The organism is Pseudonocardia kongjuensis (genome assembly GCF_039526905.1).
Lineage (GTDB): Bacteria > Actinomycetota > Actinomycetes > Mycobacteriales > Pseudonocardiaceae > Pseudonocardia > Pseudonocardia kongjuensis.
Genome location: NZ_BAAAJK010000004.1, coordinates 405,390 through 420,469, shown reverse-complemented (window position 1 = coordinate 420,469; position 15,080 = coordinate 405,390). Strand labels below are relative to the sequence as shown.

At 73.8% G+C, this 15,080-nt stretch carries 17 protein-coding genes; 5 read left to right on the top strand and 12 right to left on the bottom strand.

Going from position 1 to position 15,080, the window contains the following annotated elements; all coding sequences use genetic code 11:
• Nucleotides 1–56 precede the first annotated feature (56 nt).
• Nucleotides 57–428: a hypothetical protein gene (locus ABD160_RS06170; RefSeq protein WP_344019206.1), complete on the top strand. Its 372-nt coding sequence runs from the start codon at nt 57–59 to the stop codon at nt 426–428.
• Between the two features lie 131 nt (nt 429–559).
• Nucleotides 560–2,863 (top strand): protein translocase subunit SecD, encoded by a 2,304-nt coding sequence (secD, locus tag ABD160_RS06165; protein ID WP_344019204.1) that lies wholly within the window; start codon nt 560–562, stop codon nt 2,861–2,863.
• Between the two features lie 44 nt (nt 2,864–2,907).
• On the opposite strand, the gene ABD160_RS06160 is transcribed toward secD, so the two are convergent.
• Nucleotides 2,908–3,384 carry a hypothetical protein gene (locus tag ABD160_RS06160; protein WP_344019202.1) on the bottom strand — a complete coding sequence of 159 codons (477 nt, stop codon included), beginning with the start codon at nt 3,382–3,384 and terminating at the stop codon, nt 2,908–2,910.
• A gap of 103 nt (nt 3,385–3,487) precedes the next feature.
• On the opposite strand from ABD160_RS06160, the gene ABD160_RS06155 reads away from it, so the two are divergent.
• On the top strand, nt 3,488–3,895 hold the full coding sequence (locus ABD160_RS06155; RefSeq protein WP_344019200.1) for a VOC family protein: 408 nt from the start codon (nt 3,488–3,490) through the stop codon (nt 3,893–3,895).
• Here the strand turns inward: ABD160_RS06155 and ABD160_RS06150 are convergent, their stop codons facing one another.
• The 3 genes from ABD160_RS06150 to ABD160_RS06140 form a co-directional block, all read right to left on the bottom strand.
• On the bottom strand, nt 3,896–4,600 hold the full coding sequence (locus ABD160_RS06150) for a hypothetical protein (protein WP_344019197.1): 705 nt from the start codon (nt 4,598–4,600) through the stop codon (nt 3,896–3,898).
• 62 nt (nt 4,601–4,662) lie between these two features.
• On the bottom strand, nt 4,663–5,160 hold the full coding sequence (locus ABD160_RS06145) for a VOC family protein (RefSeq protein WP_344019195.1): 498 nt from the start codon (nt 5,158–5,160) through the stop codon (nt 4,663–4,665).
• A gap of 199 nt (nt 5,161–5,359) precedes the next feature.
• Nucleotides 5,360–6,646 carry an FAD-dependent oxidoreductase gene (locus ABD160_RS06140; protein ID WP_344019193.1) on the bottom strand — a complete coding sequence of 429 codons (1,287 nt, stop codon included), beginning with the start codon at nt 6,644–6,646 and terminating at the stop codon, nt 5,360–5,362.
• 49 nt (nt 6,647–6,695) lie between these two features.
• Between ABD160_RS06140 and ABD160_RS06135 the strand changes: the two genes are divergently transcribed.
• Nucleotides 6,696–7,340: a TetR/AcrR family transcriptional regulator gene (locus tag ABD160_RS06135; protein WP_344019191.1), complete on the top strand. Its 645-nt coding sequence runs from the start codon at nt 6,696–6,698 to the stop codon at nt 7,338–7,340.
• Between the two features lie 36 nt (nt 7,341–7,376).
• Here the strand turns inward: ABD160_RS06135 and ABD160_RS06130 are convergent, their stop codons facing one another.
• Complete coding sequence (locus tag ABD160_RS06130; RefSeq protein WP_344019189.1) at nt 7,377–7,808, bottom strand: VOC family protein; 432 nt, start codon at nt 7,806–7,808, stop codon at nt 7,377–7,379.
• A 359-nt stretch (nt 7,809–8,167) separates the two neighbouring features.
• On the opposite strand from ABD160_RS06130, the gene ABD160_RS06125 reads away from it, so the two are divergent.
• Nucleotides 8,168–8,674 carry a hypothetical protein gene (locus ABD160_RS06125; protein WP_344019187.1) on the top strand — a complete coding sequence of 169 codons (507 nt, stop codon included), beginning with the start codon at nt 8,168–8,170 and terminating at the stop codon, nt 8,672–8,674.
• A gap of 122 nt (nt 8,675–8,796) precedes the next feature.
• On the opposite strand, the gene ABD160_RS06120 is transcribed toward ABD160_RS06125, so the two are convergent.
• The 7 genes from ABD160_RS06120 to ABD160_RS06090 form a co-directional block, all read right to left on the bottom strand.
• A complete protein-coding gene (locus tag ABD160_RS06120; RefSeq protein WP_344019185.1) occupies nt 8,797–10,038 on the bottom strand; it encodes a tyrosine-type recombinase/integrase in 1,242 nt (413 codons plus the stop codon).
• 2 nt (nt 10,039–10,040) lie between these two features.
• A complete protein-coding gene (locus ABD160_RS06115; protein ID WP_344019183.1) occupies nt 10,041–10,241 on the bottom strand; it encodes a helix-turn-helix transcriptional regulator in 201 nt (66 codons plus the stop codon).
• The gene (locus ABD160_RS06110) at nt 10,231–11,916 is read right to left on the bottom strand and encodes a replication initiator (RefSeq protein WP_344019181.1); all 1,686 of its coding nucleotides are present in this window, start codon (nt 11,914–11,916) and stop codon (nt 10,231–10,233) included. Before ABD160_RS06110 ends, ABD160_RS06115 begins: the two co-directional genes overlap by 11 nt.
• Complete coding sequence (locus ABD160_RS06105; protein WP_425563581.1) at nt 11,913–13,544, bottom strand: FtsK/SpoIIIE domain-containing protein; 1,632 nt, start codon at nt 13,542–13,544, stop codon at nt 11,913–11,915. The genes ABD160_RS06110 and ABD160_RS06105 overlap by 4 nt, the downstream gene beginning before the upstream one ends.
• A gap of 154 nt (nt 13,545–13,698) precedes the next feature.
• Complete coding sequence (locus tag ABD160_RS06100) at nt 13,699–14,049, bottom strand: WhiB family transcriptional regulator (RefSeq protein WP_344019178.1); 351 nt, start codon at nt 14,047–14,049, stop codon at nt 13,699–13,701.
• A complete protein-coding gene (locus ABD160_RS06095) occupies nt 14,046–14,477 on the bottom strand; it encodes a hypothetical protein (RefSeq protein ID WP_344019176.1) in 432 nt (143 codons plus the stop codon). The genes ABD160_RS06100 and ABD160_RS06095 overlap by 4 nt, the downstream gene beginning before the upstream one ends.
• Nucleotides 14,478–14,599: 122 nt before the next feature.
• On the bottom strand, nt 14,600–15,022 hold the full coding sequence (locus ABD160_RS06090) for a plasmid replication, integration and excision activator (RefSeq protein ID WP_344019174.1): 423 nt from the start codon (nt 15,020–15,022) through the stop codon (nt 14,600–14,602).
• Nucleotides 15,023–15,080 lie beyond the last annotated feature (58 nt).

Sequence of the window (15,080 nt, the reverse complement as noted above, 5' to 3'; positions counted from 1 at the left end):
CGCCGGTACCGTCGGGACGGAACCGCCGTATCCCTCCCGAACCGGACGGACCGCTCGTGAGCCCGACCCGCACACCCGCGCGACGCGTCGTCGCCGTGCTGCTGCTGTCGCTGTTCGCGGTCCTCGCCCCGGTCGCGGGGCCCGCCGTGGCCGAACCGGCACCGGCGCCGACGACGGTGCACAGCGAGTTCGCGCCGAGCGCGTCGGCGCCGCAGTCGGCGCTGCCCGGCCGGGCCGCCCCGGGCGGCCCCGGCTCGGCGCCGGACGACAGCACCGTGCACGGGCATCCCGGACCCGCGCTGGACGCGCTGGTCCCGGCGCTGCCGGAGGTCGCCGCGGACGGCGCGACGCCGGACCGGGACCCCACCACCGGGCCCGAACCGGGGCACCGGACCCCGGCCGATCCGCGCGGGCCGCCCACGGCCTGATCCGCGGCCGCCCTCCCGGATCGCCTCCGGGCCCGCACCCCGCGTGCCGGAGCCGGGTCCGGGCCGGCGCGACGCGCACCCGCCCGCCGCCCCTCCCCCGTCCCACACCGGACGCTCCCCCGAGGATCCCCGTGCAGCAACGACCCGTGCTCTGGCGCTCGCTGATCGCGCTCGCCGTACTCGTCCTGTCCTCCGTCATCGCGCTGACCACCGCCCCCACCCTGGGCCTGGACCTGCGCGGCGGCACCCAGATCGTGCTGGAGACCCGCGACACCGAGGAGGTGGCCGCCGACGCCGAGGCCACCGACCGGGTGCTCGAGGTGCTGCGCGGCCGGATCGACGGTCTCGGCGTCGCCGAGCCGAGCCTGGCCCGCTCCGGCGAGAACCGGATCATCGTCGAGCTCCCCGGCCTCACCGATCCGGCCGAGGCCGCCGAGACCCTCGGCCGGACCGCCCAGCTGACCATGCATCCCGTGCTCGGCGTCGGCGTGCCCGGCGAGGACCAGGCCAACACCGACGAGGAGGGGCAGCCGCTGCAGCTCGGCCCGCCCGCGCTGGCCGGTGAGCTGATCGGCTCGGCGATGTCGGCGCCGAACCCGCAGGGCGTCGGGCACGTCGTCGACGTCCGGTTCGAGGGCGAGGGCCCCGCCCGGTGGCAGGCGCTCACCGGGCAGGCGGCGTGCAACCCGCCCGGCGACCCGCAGCGCCGGGTCGCGATCGTGCTCGACGACCAGGTCATCTCCTCGCCGCAGGTGCACGAGACCATCCAGTGCAACATCGGCATGGTCGGCGGCCAGACCCAGATCAGCGGCAACTTCTCGCCCGAGCAGGCGTCCGAGCTGGCGGTGCTGATCGAGGGCGGCGCGCTGCCGGTGCCGGTCGAGATCATCGAGCAGCGGACCGTCGGTCCGACGCTCGGCGCCGACGCCATCGAGGCCAGCGCGCTGGCCGCGATCATCGGTTCGGCGCTGGCCGGTGCCTTCCTGATCGTGGTGTACCGGCTCGTCGGCCTGGTCGCCGTCGTCGCGCTCGGCGGGTACGCGCTGACCGCCTACGCGGTGCAGACCGGGCTCGGCGCGACACTGACCCTGCCCGGCCTCGCCGCGTTCGTGCTCGCCGTCGGTATGGCGGTGGACGCGAACGTGCTGATCGCGGAACGGTCGCGCGAGGAGTACGCGGTCAAACCACGCCTGGAACGCGCGTCGGAGAACGGCTACAAGAACTCGCTGTCCGCGGTCGGCGACGTCGCCGTCACCTCGCTGCTGGCGGCGGTGCTGCTGTTCGGCCTGGCCTCCGGGCCGGTCCGCGGATTCGGCGTCACGCTCGTCATCGGTGTCGTGGTGTCGCTGTTCTCGGCGCTGGTGCTGTCCCGGCTGCTGACCCTGGCCGTGCTGAAGATCCCCGCGGTGCGGCGCCGGCCGAAGATCACCGGTATCGCCGCCATCGGCCCGGTCCGCCGGAAGCTGGAGGCCCGCGATCCCGGCTTCCTGCGCAACCCGGGCAAGATCCTGGCCGTCGCCGGCGCCGTGCTCGTGGTCGCCGTCAGCGGGCTGTTCCTGCGCGGCCTCGAGCTCGGCGTCGAGTTCACCGGCGGCCGGCTGGTCGAGTTCACGACGACCGACGACATCACCGTCGAGCAGGCGCGCGACGCCGTCACCGCGGCCGGGTTCCCGAACCTGTCGGTCACCGCGACCGGCGACGGCGCGATCGGCCTGCGGGCCGGCGAGCTCGACGACGCCGGTGTGGCCGCGCTGCGCGAGGCCGTCGGCAGCGCGGGCGGCGGCGCCGAGGTGCTGCGCGACGAGATGATCGGCCCGAGCCTCGGCGCCGAGCTGGCCCGCGGCGGCATCATCGCGCTCGGCGTCGCGCTCGCCGCGCAGTTCGTCTACCTGGCCTACCGGTTCCGGTGGACGCTCGGCGCCGGCGCGGTGGCCGCGCTGTTCACCAACGTGATGGTCGTCGTCGGTGTGTTCGCCTGGACCGGCCGGACCGCCGACGGCGTGTTCCTGGCCGCGCTGCTCACCGTGATCGGCTACTCGGTGAACGACACCGTCGTCGTGTTCGACCGGGTGCGCGAGCACTGGGCGCAGCGGGCGAAGGAACCCTTCCACCGGGTCGTCGGGTCCGCGGTGCTCTCGACCCTGCCCCGGACGGTCAACACCGGCATCTCCACCCTGACGATCCTGGTGATGCTGCTGGTGCTCGGCGGGGCGACGCTCGCCGACTTCGCGCTGGCGCTGATCGTCGGCATCGTGGTCGGCACGATCTCGACGATCGTGGTCGCCGGCCCGGTCTCGATCCTGCTGCAGCGCCGCTGGGGCGGGATGCCGCCGCGGGTCGGGAAGTCCAAGCAGCCGGTCGGCAAGGCGGGCCGGCGGAACCCGTCGCGGGCGGACCGGGCCCGCACCCGCAACTCCGACGGCGCCGTCGTGTGAGCCCGCGCGGGGGTCGCGCCCGGACCGGGCGTGATCCCCGCGCCTCACCCCGACACCGATCGGTCACCGCGGGCCAGCCGCTCGCCGCAGCGCTCGATCCCGGACCTGATCATCGCGCCGTAGCCGTCCCCGGGGAGCGCGTCGACGCGCTCCGCCGCCTGCCCCAGGTGCCGGTGCGCCGCCGCGTCGTCGCCGAGCCTGCGGTGCACGTCGGCCAGGTTGAGGTGCAGCGACGGGTAGAAACCGGCGATCCGCAGCGACGGATCGAGGGCGCGGGCCCGCTCGTCGGTGATCTCGCCGGCCGCGGCCAGCGCGCGCTCGTCCCACCGCAGCTCCTCCTGCAGGTCGCCCGCCACGTCGGCGGCATAGTGCGCCAGGATGCACCGGTGCAGCGGATCGCCCGCCGGACCGATGCGTTCCCAGAGCGCGGCGAGCAGGCCCCGCGCGGCCGCCGGATCGCCGGCTCGGCCCACCTCCACCGCGGCGGTGATCTCGGCCATCGTGGGGTCGCTCCCGGTCATCGCGCGCTCCTCGTCGTCGGTGTGCGCCGATGATGGCGCGGGGCACCGACAGTTCCGCGATCCAGGACAGCGCCTGACCGGGTTCGGCGGCACGATCGGCGGTGTGCAGCTGCAGATCGCGTTCGACGCCGCCGACCCGCACGCGCTGGCCCGGTTCTGGGCGGCCGCCCTGGGCTACGAGATCGAGGACCACACCACGGTCGTCGACGGGCTGCTGGCCGCGGGGCGGATCACCGAGGCGGAGACCGTCGCCGACGGCGACCGGCGGGCCTTCCGGGACGTCGCCACCTGCCGGGGTCCCGGGCCGCGGATCTTCATCGCCCGCGTGCCGGAGCCGAAGACCGCGAAGAACCGCGTCCACCTGGACCTGCAGGTCGGCCCGGACGCCGCGCCCGCCGAGGTGGCCCGGCTGGTGGCGCTCGGCGCCGCGGTGCTGTGGACGACGTCCGATCGCGGCCCGGTCACCACCACACTGCGCGATCCCGAGGGCAACGAGTTCTGCGTGTCCTGATCAGCCGGGCTCCAGGTCGTAGGTCCGGTTCCCCACCTGGATCAGGTCGACCGCGGACACCAGGCCTGCGGTGCCGCCGCCCTGGTTCACCCCGGCCGCGTACCCGGTGGCCTGCGGATACGCCTCGATGATCTGGTCCAGGGTCCGGCGCTCACCGCCGGCCACGCACTCCCGGTAGGCGTCCGCCGCGCCGACCTGCCGGATCAGGCAGAAGGTGCCGGAGCCGACGTCGTAGCGGGTCCACTCCCCGGCCGGCGCCGGTTCCGGGACGTAGCTCAGCACGTGCAGGTCGCGCGGCTCCAGGTGCCCGCCGTCGATGTCGACCGCGATCTGGAACGACGGCATCGCCGTCCCCGGCGACGCCGGGTCCCGCACCGCCCAGTAGCTGCTGGACCGGAACCGGCCGAGCGGGCCGGCGATCTCGTCGGTGCCGAACTGGATCCGGTCGTCGTCGCCGGGGGTGCGCAGCTCCAGCGCGCCCGTGCCGCCACCGGGCGGGGCGCCGAGCCGGGAGGTGAACCCGCGGCTGCCCGCGCCGCGGTCGTAGGTCCCGGCGAACTGGTTCGACGACGCCGGGGTGACCACCACGGTGCCGGACGGGCCGAACGGGTCGAACGCCAGTGCCGGATGCAGCGCCCCCGCCGTGACCAGGGCGGCGAGTGTCGCCGCGGTCGCCGCCAGTACGTTCCGTCGCCCTCGGCGCATGCGTCCCCCTCGACTCGCCGTGTCCTGCCCAACGAGCGGGACGGCGGGGGGTTACCGGCGGTTCACGGGCGGGCCGGTGGCCCGCCGTCGGTGCCGTCGGTGCTGTCGGGCGGTCCGGGATCGAACGGTGGCATCGGCCCTCCGCCCGGCGCCCACGCGTCGAGGAAGCCCTGCTGGGCATCGAGATCGACCAACTCCACCCGTGCCCCGACCCCGGTCAGGCGGTGGTAGGTGAAGGACCTGCCGTAAGGGCAGCCGTCGAAGTCGACGGGAGCTCCCCTGCGCACGAGCAGGTTCCGGTCCCGGCGGACGTCGGAGGACCAGTATCCGATGTGGTCGAACCGGGACCCGGTCTCCGTGACGTCCCAGGGACTCCCGGGGGAGCCCTCGATGACCTCGAAGAACGGCGGCCCGGCGGTCGAGAACACGATCCGGTAGGACCAGTCCCCCAGGCTGCCGTCCCGGATCGGGTTCCATTCCACTCCGAGCACGGCGGCGAGTTCCCCGGTCGCCGCCTCGATGCTCCGTACGGCGAAGCAGAGGTGGTAGAAGCCGCCCATCCGTTGATCCTGGCAGCGGATCCGGCGCCCGGCGAGCCCCGCCGCGCACCCCGGCCGCCCCCGACGAGCGCGCCCGGGGGCCCCGCCCCGCGGGAGTCACGCCGGACCGGGCACACGCCCGTGCCCTGAACCGCCGAGATGCGCGTGAGCGCGAAATGTCGATCTCTGCGGAACGCTGGTGCGCATCTCGGCGGTGCGGTCAGGCGGGGACGGCGGTACGGATGATGCGCGCCAGTTCGTCGCGGGTCGGTCCGTCGGACGGGGCCGGGCGCCAGCCGGAGTCGTAGACCTCCCTCGCCAGCGGTTCGGCGGCGGCCAGCGCGGACGGGCCCGCGGTCATCGCCAGGTAGTCCCCGCAGAACGCGCCGATCCGCGGATCGGCCTCGGCCGCGGCCAGCACCAGGCTCGACGGGAGCGGGCCGTCCGGGACGTCCGCGCCCGTCCAGAGCAGGCGGGTGCACGCGTCGGACCGGACGTGGTCGTCCACCCAGGGCCGCATCTCGGCGTCGCACCACGCCCCGAAGTCCCCGGGGGTGCCCCGGTCGAGGAGCCGGAGCAGCTCCCGGGCCTGCATCATCGTGGTGGCGAGGCCGCGGCCGAACATCGGCGTGGTGGTGCAGACGGCGTCCCCGGCCAGGACGAGGCCGTCGATCCCGGGCTGGGGCCGGTACCGGTTGTGCAGCCGGCCGCCGGGCAGCACGGGTGTGATCGGCGCGGCGCGGTCCGGGTCGGTCCAGTCGTCGAGACCGGGGACCGCCCGGCAGGCGGCGTCGAACGCGGCGTCGTGCCGCAGGTCGCGCAGCGTCCCCGCCGGCCGGACCAGCAGCACCGAGAAGATCCCGGCCTCGTGCCGGAAGACGACCACCTGGTACCCGTCGGGATCGGCCTGCCAGGCCAGCGGGTTCGTCATCGGGCCGGGGGCCGCCGGATCGTGCAGCCGGTACTGCCTGCTGACGTAGGCGATCCCGGTGTCGCCCGCCGGCGCCGGCGCCGGTCCGTACGCGCGGGTCGCCCGACCGGACCGCCCGGACGCGTCGATCACCAGGTCGGACGGCAGCACCGCACCGTCCACGACCGGGCCGCGGGCGCGGCCGTCGGCGATCGCGACGGCGTCGACGTGCCCCTGCCGGACGGTGAACCCGGGCTCGCGCACCACGACCGCCCGCAGGGCGCGCTCGAACGTCTCGCGGCGCGAGCGCATGCCGCCGGACACGCGGCGCCCGTCCGGCAGGGTGAACGTGATCGGCTCCGCTCCGGCGGCCAGCCACGCGTCGTACGCCTCGGGGAGCTCGGCCCGCAGCGCCGCACCGACCTGCGGGCGGACCCCGTGCGGATGGTGGAACTGCATGACGCCGCGCCGGTCCCAGCGCCCGTCGGCGGCCGGGCCGCCGTCACGGTCGACGGCGACGACCGCATGCCCGCGGCGCGCCAGCGCGGCCCCGAGGAACAGGCCGGCCGGACCGGCACCGATGATCGAGATCCGCACGACGCCTCCCGTATTATGACTGCACTCAGAGTGCACTGAAAGGTGGCCGATGTCGAGGACGTACCGCTCGGACCTGCGTGACGAGCGCGCGCGGGCCACCCGGCGAGCCGTCGTCGCGGCCGCCGCCGGCCTGTTCGAACGCGACGGGTACGCGGCCACCACCCTCGACGCGGTCGCCACCGCCGCCGGGGTGAGCCGCCGGACCGTGGTCAACGCCGCCGGGGGCAAGCCCGCGCTGCTGTCGCTGGCCTGGGACTTCTGCCTGGTCGGCGACGACGAGCCGGTCCCGATGGCGGACCGGCCCGAGGTCCGGCGGATCGTCGCCGCCACCGACCCCGCCGAGGCGCTGCGCCTCTGGGCCGGGATGACCGTCGGCGTGCAGCAGCGCGCGGCGGCGCTCGGTGCCGTGATCGACGCGGCGGCCGACGTCGACGCCGACGCGGCCGCACTGCGGACGAAGGCCGAGACCGAACGGCTCGCCGGGGCGCGGGCGTTCGCCAGCCACCTCGCGGCACTGGACGGGCTGCACCCCGGGCTGTCGGTCGACGACGCCGCAGACCTGATCTGGACGCTGAACGACGGCGCGTCCTACCGCCGCCTGGTCGGGCTGCGCGGGTGGCCGGTCGAGGGTTACCGGGACTGGCTGGAGCGGGTCGCCGCGGCGAGCCTGCTCGGGCCCCGCGGGGCGCCGTGAGAACCGGGGCGCACCCGGCTTCGGCGCGTGCGGCCGCTACCGGCCGAAGTCCGGCAACGTGAGGGTGCCGTCGTCGGCCAGCAGGAACTCCGGGTTGTGCGCGACCTCCCACAGGTGACCGTCCGGATCGGCGAAGACCCCGGAGCGGAATCCGAGCGGGGTGACGGCCGCCGGCCTGGTCACCGTGCCGCCGGCCCGCTCCGCGGTGGCGAGCGTGTCGTCGACCTCCGCGTCGGAGCGGACGTTGTGGGCGAGCGCCATCCCGCCGAACCCGCCGCCCCGCTCGTCGGGCACCCCGCAGTCCGCGGCGAGCTTCGCCCTGTCCCAGAGGACCAGTGCCAGCCCGCCGGCCTGGAAGAAGACCGTCTCCTCCACCTCCTGCCCCTGCCATCCGAGCGCAAGGTAGAACGCCCGGGCGCGCGGCAGATCGGCGACGCCGAGCGTGATGAGGCTGACTCGCTGCTCCATGGGGCGGCAGGCTACTTCGAGTTCCGGATGCGGACGACGCGAGGATTGGGGACGACCGGCGGTGCCACGCCGGCAGTACCCGCTCGTCCATTCCGACGGACCGATCGAGAGGACGGTCCAGAGCAGGCTCGGCCACGCCACCGCTGCGGCGACCCTCGACACCTGCGCGCACGTCTGGCCCGACTCCGACGACAGGACACGTGAGGCCATCGACACCGTCCTCGGCGCTGCACCGGATTCCACACGATCCGCGGAAGCTGAGTAGGCAACTGTCTTATCGACTCGGTGTCGCACGTGCGGGTGGACCCACTTCACGACGGGACAGCAGTCGCCGATCCTCCGAGCATGGGGATACACCGATGACGACGAAGAAGATCGATGCGGAGTTCGTGACTGCGTGGGCAGCCGCCTATCCGTCGACTGCCGACGACCACGTGCTCGGACTGATTCACCGAGCAGTCGGCGAGCGCGGGTACTTCACGTTCCCGGAAGCCGAGGACGTGATCAAGTGGAAGTCGAACCGTGCGATCACCTTCCTCCGACGGAACGATCCGGCGGACGTCGAGACGATCACCGAGATGGCCCTTCGGGCGCCGGAACACCTCGCGCACCGGGTGCTCGGGCTGCTCCGGGGCGTTGGTGTGCCGGTCGCCAGCGCCTTCCTGACCGTCGCGAAGCCTGACACGTTCACGGTCATCGATGTCCTCGCGATGCGGACTCTCCGGCGGCACGGCGAACAGGACTCGACCTGGCCGGCCTACGCCGATTATCTGACGACGTGTCGCGGCATCGCCCGGCGCTGCGGGACCGACCTCCGCACCCTCGACCGGGCGCTCTGGGCGTGGGGCAAAGCTCATCCGGCGTAGGCCGGCCGGGTGCCCCGTGTGTGCCCCCGACCGGTCGATCCGGACCGACCGGCAGGTCAGGCGCTGGGGTGCGGACGAGTCGGTCTGTAAGCCGGATGCAGAAGTCGCCGCAGGTCAGAGACCTATGAATCGCCCTGGGCCGTCCCGGGGCCGTCAGCTTGTTCCTCACGGCCCCCGAACGCGGCGTCGATCGCACGACGGGTGCGGGCCGAGCTGGACGGCATGAGGTGGGTGTAGGTGCGCAAGGTGAAGCCCGGGTCGTGGTGCCCCAGGTACTCGGAGAGCGCGCGGATGTTCTCCCCCGCATCGAGCAGGACGGACGCGTAGTAGTGCCGAAGCGCGTGTGTCCCGTCCTGTCGGGTGGGGTTGACGACACCGGCCGCCTTCCGGGCCGGGTTCCACACGGCTTCGTTGAAGTGGTTGCGCCTCAGCGCTCCCCCACGCTCGTCGGTGAGCAGCAGGCGGGCCGTGGTCGGCTCGCCGGACGGTGTGCGCCACGGCAGCGTGACCGGCACCGGCGGGAACCGCCGCATGTGTTGGTCGACCAGGTGCAGGACGGCGTCCGGGATCGGGACGTCGCGAGTCTTGTTGCGCTTGGGAGGTGCGAACGCGAGTCGGCTGTCGACGAGGCGCACTTGCCGAACGACATGGAGTACGCCGGCCTCCCGGTCGATGTCGTCCGGGGACATGCCGAACGCCTCCCCCTGCCGGAGCCCGCACCCGGCGCCGAGCGCCACGAAGATCGCGAACCGGTCCCGCATCGCGGTCCGCAGCGCGTCGACACGAGTGCGCGACCACGGGATCACCTTGACCGGCGGACGCTTGGGCCGGACCACCGAGCGGGCATGGCACGGGTTCTCGCGGATGAGCCGGTCGTCGACCGCGGCGGTCAAGATCGACGAGACGTGCGCGAAGCACCCGGCCTGGTAGCTCTCGGCGACGCCGCGATCCTGCATCCCGCGGATCCAGGTGCGCACGTCGGTGGGGCTGATGTCCCCCAGCTCCCGGCGCTCGAAGAACGGCAGGATCTGCGCGTTCAGCCGCCACGTCACGCTGTTGTGGGTCGACGCCTCGAACGTCTGGGAGGCCAGCCAGCGCCGGGCGTAGTCGCCGAAGGTGATCCGGCCGGCCTTCGGGTCGATGTAGCTGCCGTGGCTCTTGTCGCTCTCCATGCTGACCAGGAACTCGTCGGCGGCGCGCTTCCGGCGGTCCGGGAAGCTCCGGCTGCGCTCGCGGCCTTCGGGGTCCAGGAACCGGACCCGGTAGCGGTGTCCACGGCCGAACCGCTCGGTCTTGCGACGCTCCGTCTTGCCGGTAGCGGGATCGCGCTCGTCGCGCCACCAGCGGTCTTCGACGTGTCCCATGCCTACGCCACCTTCGAGCGGGACGCGGCGATCCAGGCGCGCACCTCGGTCGGGTCGTACCGCAGGTGGCGACCGATCTTGTGCACCGGCGGGCCCTGGCCGAGCCACTTCCACTGGTAGAGGGTCTGGACGGGGACGCCGAGGTAGTGGGACAGCTCAGCGGCCGTCCACAGCGGATCGATCTCCGGTCGCTCACGCTGCATGACGGTCCTCCGTGGCGTCGCCGGGCCCGGTTGCCGAAAGGTCGTCCGATGGTGCGTCGGTGGTCGCGAGGACCGCGGCGTCGTAGTCGGCGCGCCATCGGGAGCGCTGGCTGATCGCGTGGAGCAGCAGCACGGTGCGGGGTGGCACGTCGGTGTCCCCCGGCTTGGTCGTCTCCCACTCGAACGGGCCGTCGTCGACGGCGTAGGCGGGCGCGACTCCGGCGCGGTCGAGCAGTTGCCGAACGAACGCGGTCCGCTCGGCCCGGTGGTCGGACAGGGACTTGTTGGACCACTTGCGGGAGACCAGGACGCGGCGTCCGGCGATGCCGAGATGTTCGGGCTTGTGCGCTTTGCCCTTGCAGTGCCCCGGGGTAGTTCCGGGTCGGGCGCCCTTGGGCTCGATCCCGTAGAGCAGCCAGATCGGGCACCGCGGCGAGCACGGCGTGATGGCCAGCTCGGCGGCCAGGCGGCGGGCGTGCTCCCGCTGGCGGGACGTCGCGGACTCGTCGAGGCCGGCGACCTGCCCGACGGACTTGGTGAGGTACTTCGTCAGGTAGCCGATGTGCCGTCCGGCCTCCTCAGAACCGCCGAGGATGCCCTTCACGTGGACCTGCGGCCCGAACACCACCGTGTGCGCCGGGGTGGCCAGCGCGTCCGGGTCGGTGGCCTCGTCCCAGGTCGGCAGCGGCGCCCGGGTGTCGGGGTCGACGAACGCCTTGTGGTGGTTGTCCCAGCGCGGGAGCCGGTCCCCGGAGTAGACGATCTCGTCGTGCGCGGGCCACCACACCTGGTGATACGTCGCGGCCGTGATCGCGCGCAGCTCGGAGCGCGGGACGGTGCCGCGGATGGCGGCGTGGAAGTGCGGTGCCCCGCGCTTCTGGGGTTCGACGGTGCCGAAGTACTGCACGTCCCAGCCCACGCACCGGCGGGTGTTCTGCCAGAACCGGTCCAGCAGCTTGGGGAAGTGGATCGCGTCCCGCGCGGCCCGGCGGTAGTCGTAGGACTCGGGGTCGAGCGCGGCGCCGTGCTTGTCAACCCGCCCGTAGCTGTCCAGGGTCAACGTCAAGAACGTGGAGGGCCGGTACTTCCCGCCGAACACCCGGCCCACCGTGCGGTCCTCCACCGGGCGACGGGGTAGGTTCGGCGCATCCTGCCGACGCCGGGTGGAGCGGCGCACGGTCTGTGGGCCGGGGTCGAGCGGGGCGAGCCGTCCGCGGACCCCGAGCGCGCGCAGTTCCTGGTCGAGCTCGGCGACCGTCTCGCGGATCTCCTCGCACTCGGCCTCGTCGCCCTGGGCGCGGGCGTCGGTGTAGGCGACGTGCAGATCCGCCCGCACCGCCATCAGCTCCTTCTGCGCGGCGGTCGGGTCCGCGGGCTTCGCGATCGGTTCGTTGTCGAGGTGCCAGCCCTCGCGGCACTGGACCATCCGCAGGCGTCGGGCCTTCTCCGCGCACGGGCGGCACTGGTCCTCCCGCGTCGACCCACACGGCACCGGAACCACGTCGACCCGGCCGCTGCTCTGGTCGATCCTGCGCATGGCCAGCGGTCGGACGCAGACGCCGTGGTCCTCGGCGAGCTGCGTGGCGACCTCGTTCGATAGCGCCAGCATCGCCTTCTGGGCGCGGGTCATCGACTCCTGGTCGATCGGGGCCGGGACGGTCTGGTCGGCGCTCATGCGGCACCTCCGGCGGGCTGGGCCGGGGTCCCGGGCCGGAACGGCAGCACCGGCGCCGGGTGACGGGCCGGGTCCGGTGACGGCGCGGTCACGAACCGTTCGAGGGCCTTGATCGCCTCGTCCGGCACCCACGCGGCGCGCACGCGCAGGGGCTCGCGGACGCCTTCGCCGAACAGGTAGCCGACGCCGGGTTCGGACTCGCCGATGCGGTTCGCCCACGCACCCCGGTCATAGGCCTGATCACCCAGCACCATCGCGACGTGGCTCTTGGAGGCCACGCGCAGGCAGATGCGGCGCGGGAACAGCTCGCGGACCGGGACGGTGTCCTTGGTCGGCTCCTGGACGTAGCCGCGCACGGTGTAGCCCAGTGCGCGCCCTTGTGTGGTCAGCAGCGCGATGCGCTCGGTGATCGCCTCGCGGGTCTTGCGGTCCCCGACGTAGCGCAGCAGGGCGCCGATCTCGTCGAACTCCACGATCTCCAACGGGGTATCGCGGGTGATGGGGACGAGCCGGGTGGTTCCGGCGTGCTCGCGTTTGCGGGTCTCCATCTGCTCGACGAGGTCGTCGAGCAGCGCCAGGGCGTCGCGGGAGGTGACGGCGTAGCGGTGGAACACGTCGCGGCCGTAGGCCAGTTCCATGCCCTTCGGGTCGATCCCGTTCACCCGCACCAGGCCGTCCCGGATCGCCGGGGCGATCGAGAGCAGGGGTGCCCACATCAGGGAGCCCTTGCCCGCGCCGGTGGCGCCGCCGACGAGGGTGTGGCTGCCGCGAATCGACTGCCGCCACCCGGTGCCGTACTCGGTCGCACCGGACAGCACCCGGTCCAGGTCGATCGCGTCGCCGGTGAGGCCGGCCATCGCGTCGAGGGCGGGGGCGTCGACGACCCGATCCAGGAGGTTGCGGCGCTGGTAGTCGATCGACACCACGTTCGGGCCCAGCTCGCGGACCTGGCAGCGGTTCACACCCCGGGCCACGGCGAGGGCACGAGCGGCCTGGTCGAAGTCCTCCGGGGTCTGCCCGGGCACCAGCCGCACGCGGACCTCATCCCACGACGGGCCGGAGCGGACGGCGAGGATGCGCGGGAGCTGGTCGCGGCGCGGCCGGGACCGGGGCGCGGTCGCGGTGCGGCGCAGCGGGTTGACCTGGATGACCGTCGCCCCGGCCCGATCCGGGACGGTCAGGTTGCAGGAGCGCAGCCAGCGCGGCATCCGGGGCGCGTAGACGGCCCAGCGCTGCCACCACGACCGGATCCGCCGCCCAGCGTGCTGGTCGAACGGCAGCGGCGCGGCGATCCGCCACAGCCCCAGACCGGCTGCGACTGCGAGCGCGACGAGCAGCAGCGAGAGCCAGCCCCACCACCAGCACCACGCCGACACCACCGTGACCGTGGAGGTGGTGCGCCAGTGCCGCACCGTCCACACCAGCGCGACGACGACGCCCTTGGCGGCGAGGTAGACGGCGACGAACACGACCGCGGCGGTGGCGAGGGCCTCCAGGACCCGCGCCAGGTAGTGCCCGACCCGGTACAGCACGTAGAGCACCGCGGCCGCGACGGCACCGCCGACCATGGTGATCTGCTCCCACGACAAGGGGACGTCCGCGGCCGGCGGGGCAACGGTGGTGATCATCGACGGTCACCCTTCCGGCGAGCGGAGCGGACGGTGGTGAGGGGGACCAGGGCGAGCTGGTCGAGGTGGTCGGCGCACCGACGGCGGCGCGGGTCGGGGCGCTCGTGCAGCGGGACCCGGCAGACCTCGCACCGAGGCGGACGCGGCTTGCTGGTCATGCGACGTCACCCCCGGCGGCCGGGACCGTGGCGGCGGGGGCGGTGGTGAGTCCGGCGCGGTGCAGGGTCCGGCGCTCGGCCGGTGTGGTGCCGCCGGTGATGCCGTAGCGGCGGGCGGGGTCCTCGGTGGCCAGGACGTCGGCCAGGCAGGCGGCGCGCACGGGGCAGCCCCGGCACACCCGACGAGGCGGCTCCACCGACTCGGCGCGCTCGTCGACGGGGAAGAACAGCTCGGTGTCCAACCCGGAGCACGCCGCGTCCTCACGCCACCGGGTGTCGAACGAGGCGGCGGGATCGCCCAGCGCGACCAGTCGCAGGACCGGCCGGCCGGTGGTCTGCGCCGTCATCGGAGCAGGCCCGTGCCGGTGGCGGGCAGGCCGTTGGGCGGTGCGGTCAGACCGAGGTCGTGCCAGTTCGACATGGCCCCGGCGACGTCGGAGGTCGGGCGCTGCTCGGCGCGCGCGGTCCAGTCCTCGGCCGTGTCGGTCCAGAACCGGGCCTCGCGCTCGGCGGCGGCCACCGCGGCGTAGGCGGCCTGGGCGTAGATCATCGGAAGGTCGTGGTTGCCGACGATGTCGCGTTCCAGCACCGTCCACCAGCGGGCCCGGCGGGCATGCAGCTCGGCGAGCCGTCGGGCGCGGGCGGCGTGAGCGAGCACGTCCCCAGGCGGGGGCGGGGCCACCGTGCGGATCGCCGTGGCGACCCGGCGCAGGCCGGCCTCCACGAGCAGGGCGGTCGGGACGACGGTGGCGCAACCAGCGGGCTGGGTGTTCATCTAGGGTCGGTGTCCTTCCGAACTCAGTGCCTGGCTAGGGCGAGGGGTGAGGGAGATCCGGAGGGGGAGCCCGTTGCAGCGGGCCCCCCTCCACCTGCACGAACGGCAGGTGAGAAGCACGGTCAGGCGGCGTCCTGGTTCTTGCCCGACGCCGGGCGCTGATGCCCCGGTGCGCGCATCCCGGCGGCGCGGAAGCTGTAGGCCACCCGCGGCCGGCCCCCGGACTCCTGCACGTACGGCGTCACGGTCAGCCCGTCGAACTCCACCGGCCGGAACGGCAGACCCGCAGCGGCCTCCGGCGGGACCGGCTGATGCGGCGCAGCGATCTTCACCGTCACCGTCTTGTCGCTCCGGCGCGCAGCCGGGTCGGCGTCGAGCACCGACACCGACCACACCGGCAGGCCGGACTCCTTGTCCAGCTGCTGCACCGGACGCCCCGGCGCGGACTTGTCGAAGTCACGCACCGGCTCGACCTCCGACACGACGAACGCGCCGTGCGGGAACACATCGCCCATCGCGACCGGGAACTTCGTGGTGATAGCCATGTCAGGCCTCCTGATAAGTGTGATTCGCATCACTGGCTTGAGCCAGTAGAGCAGGCTT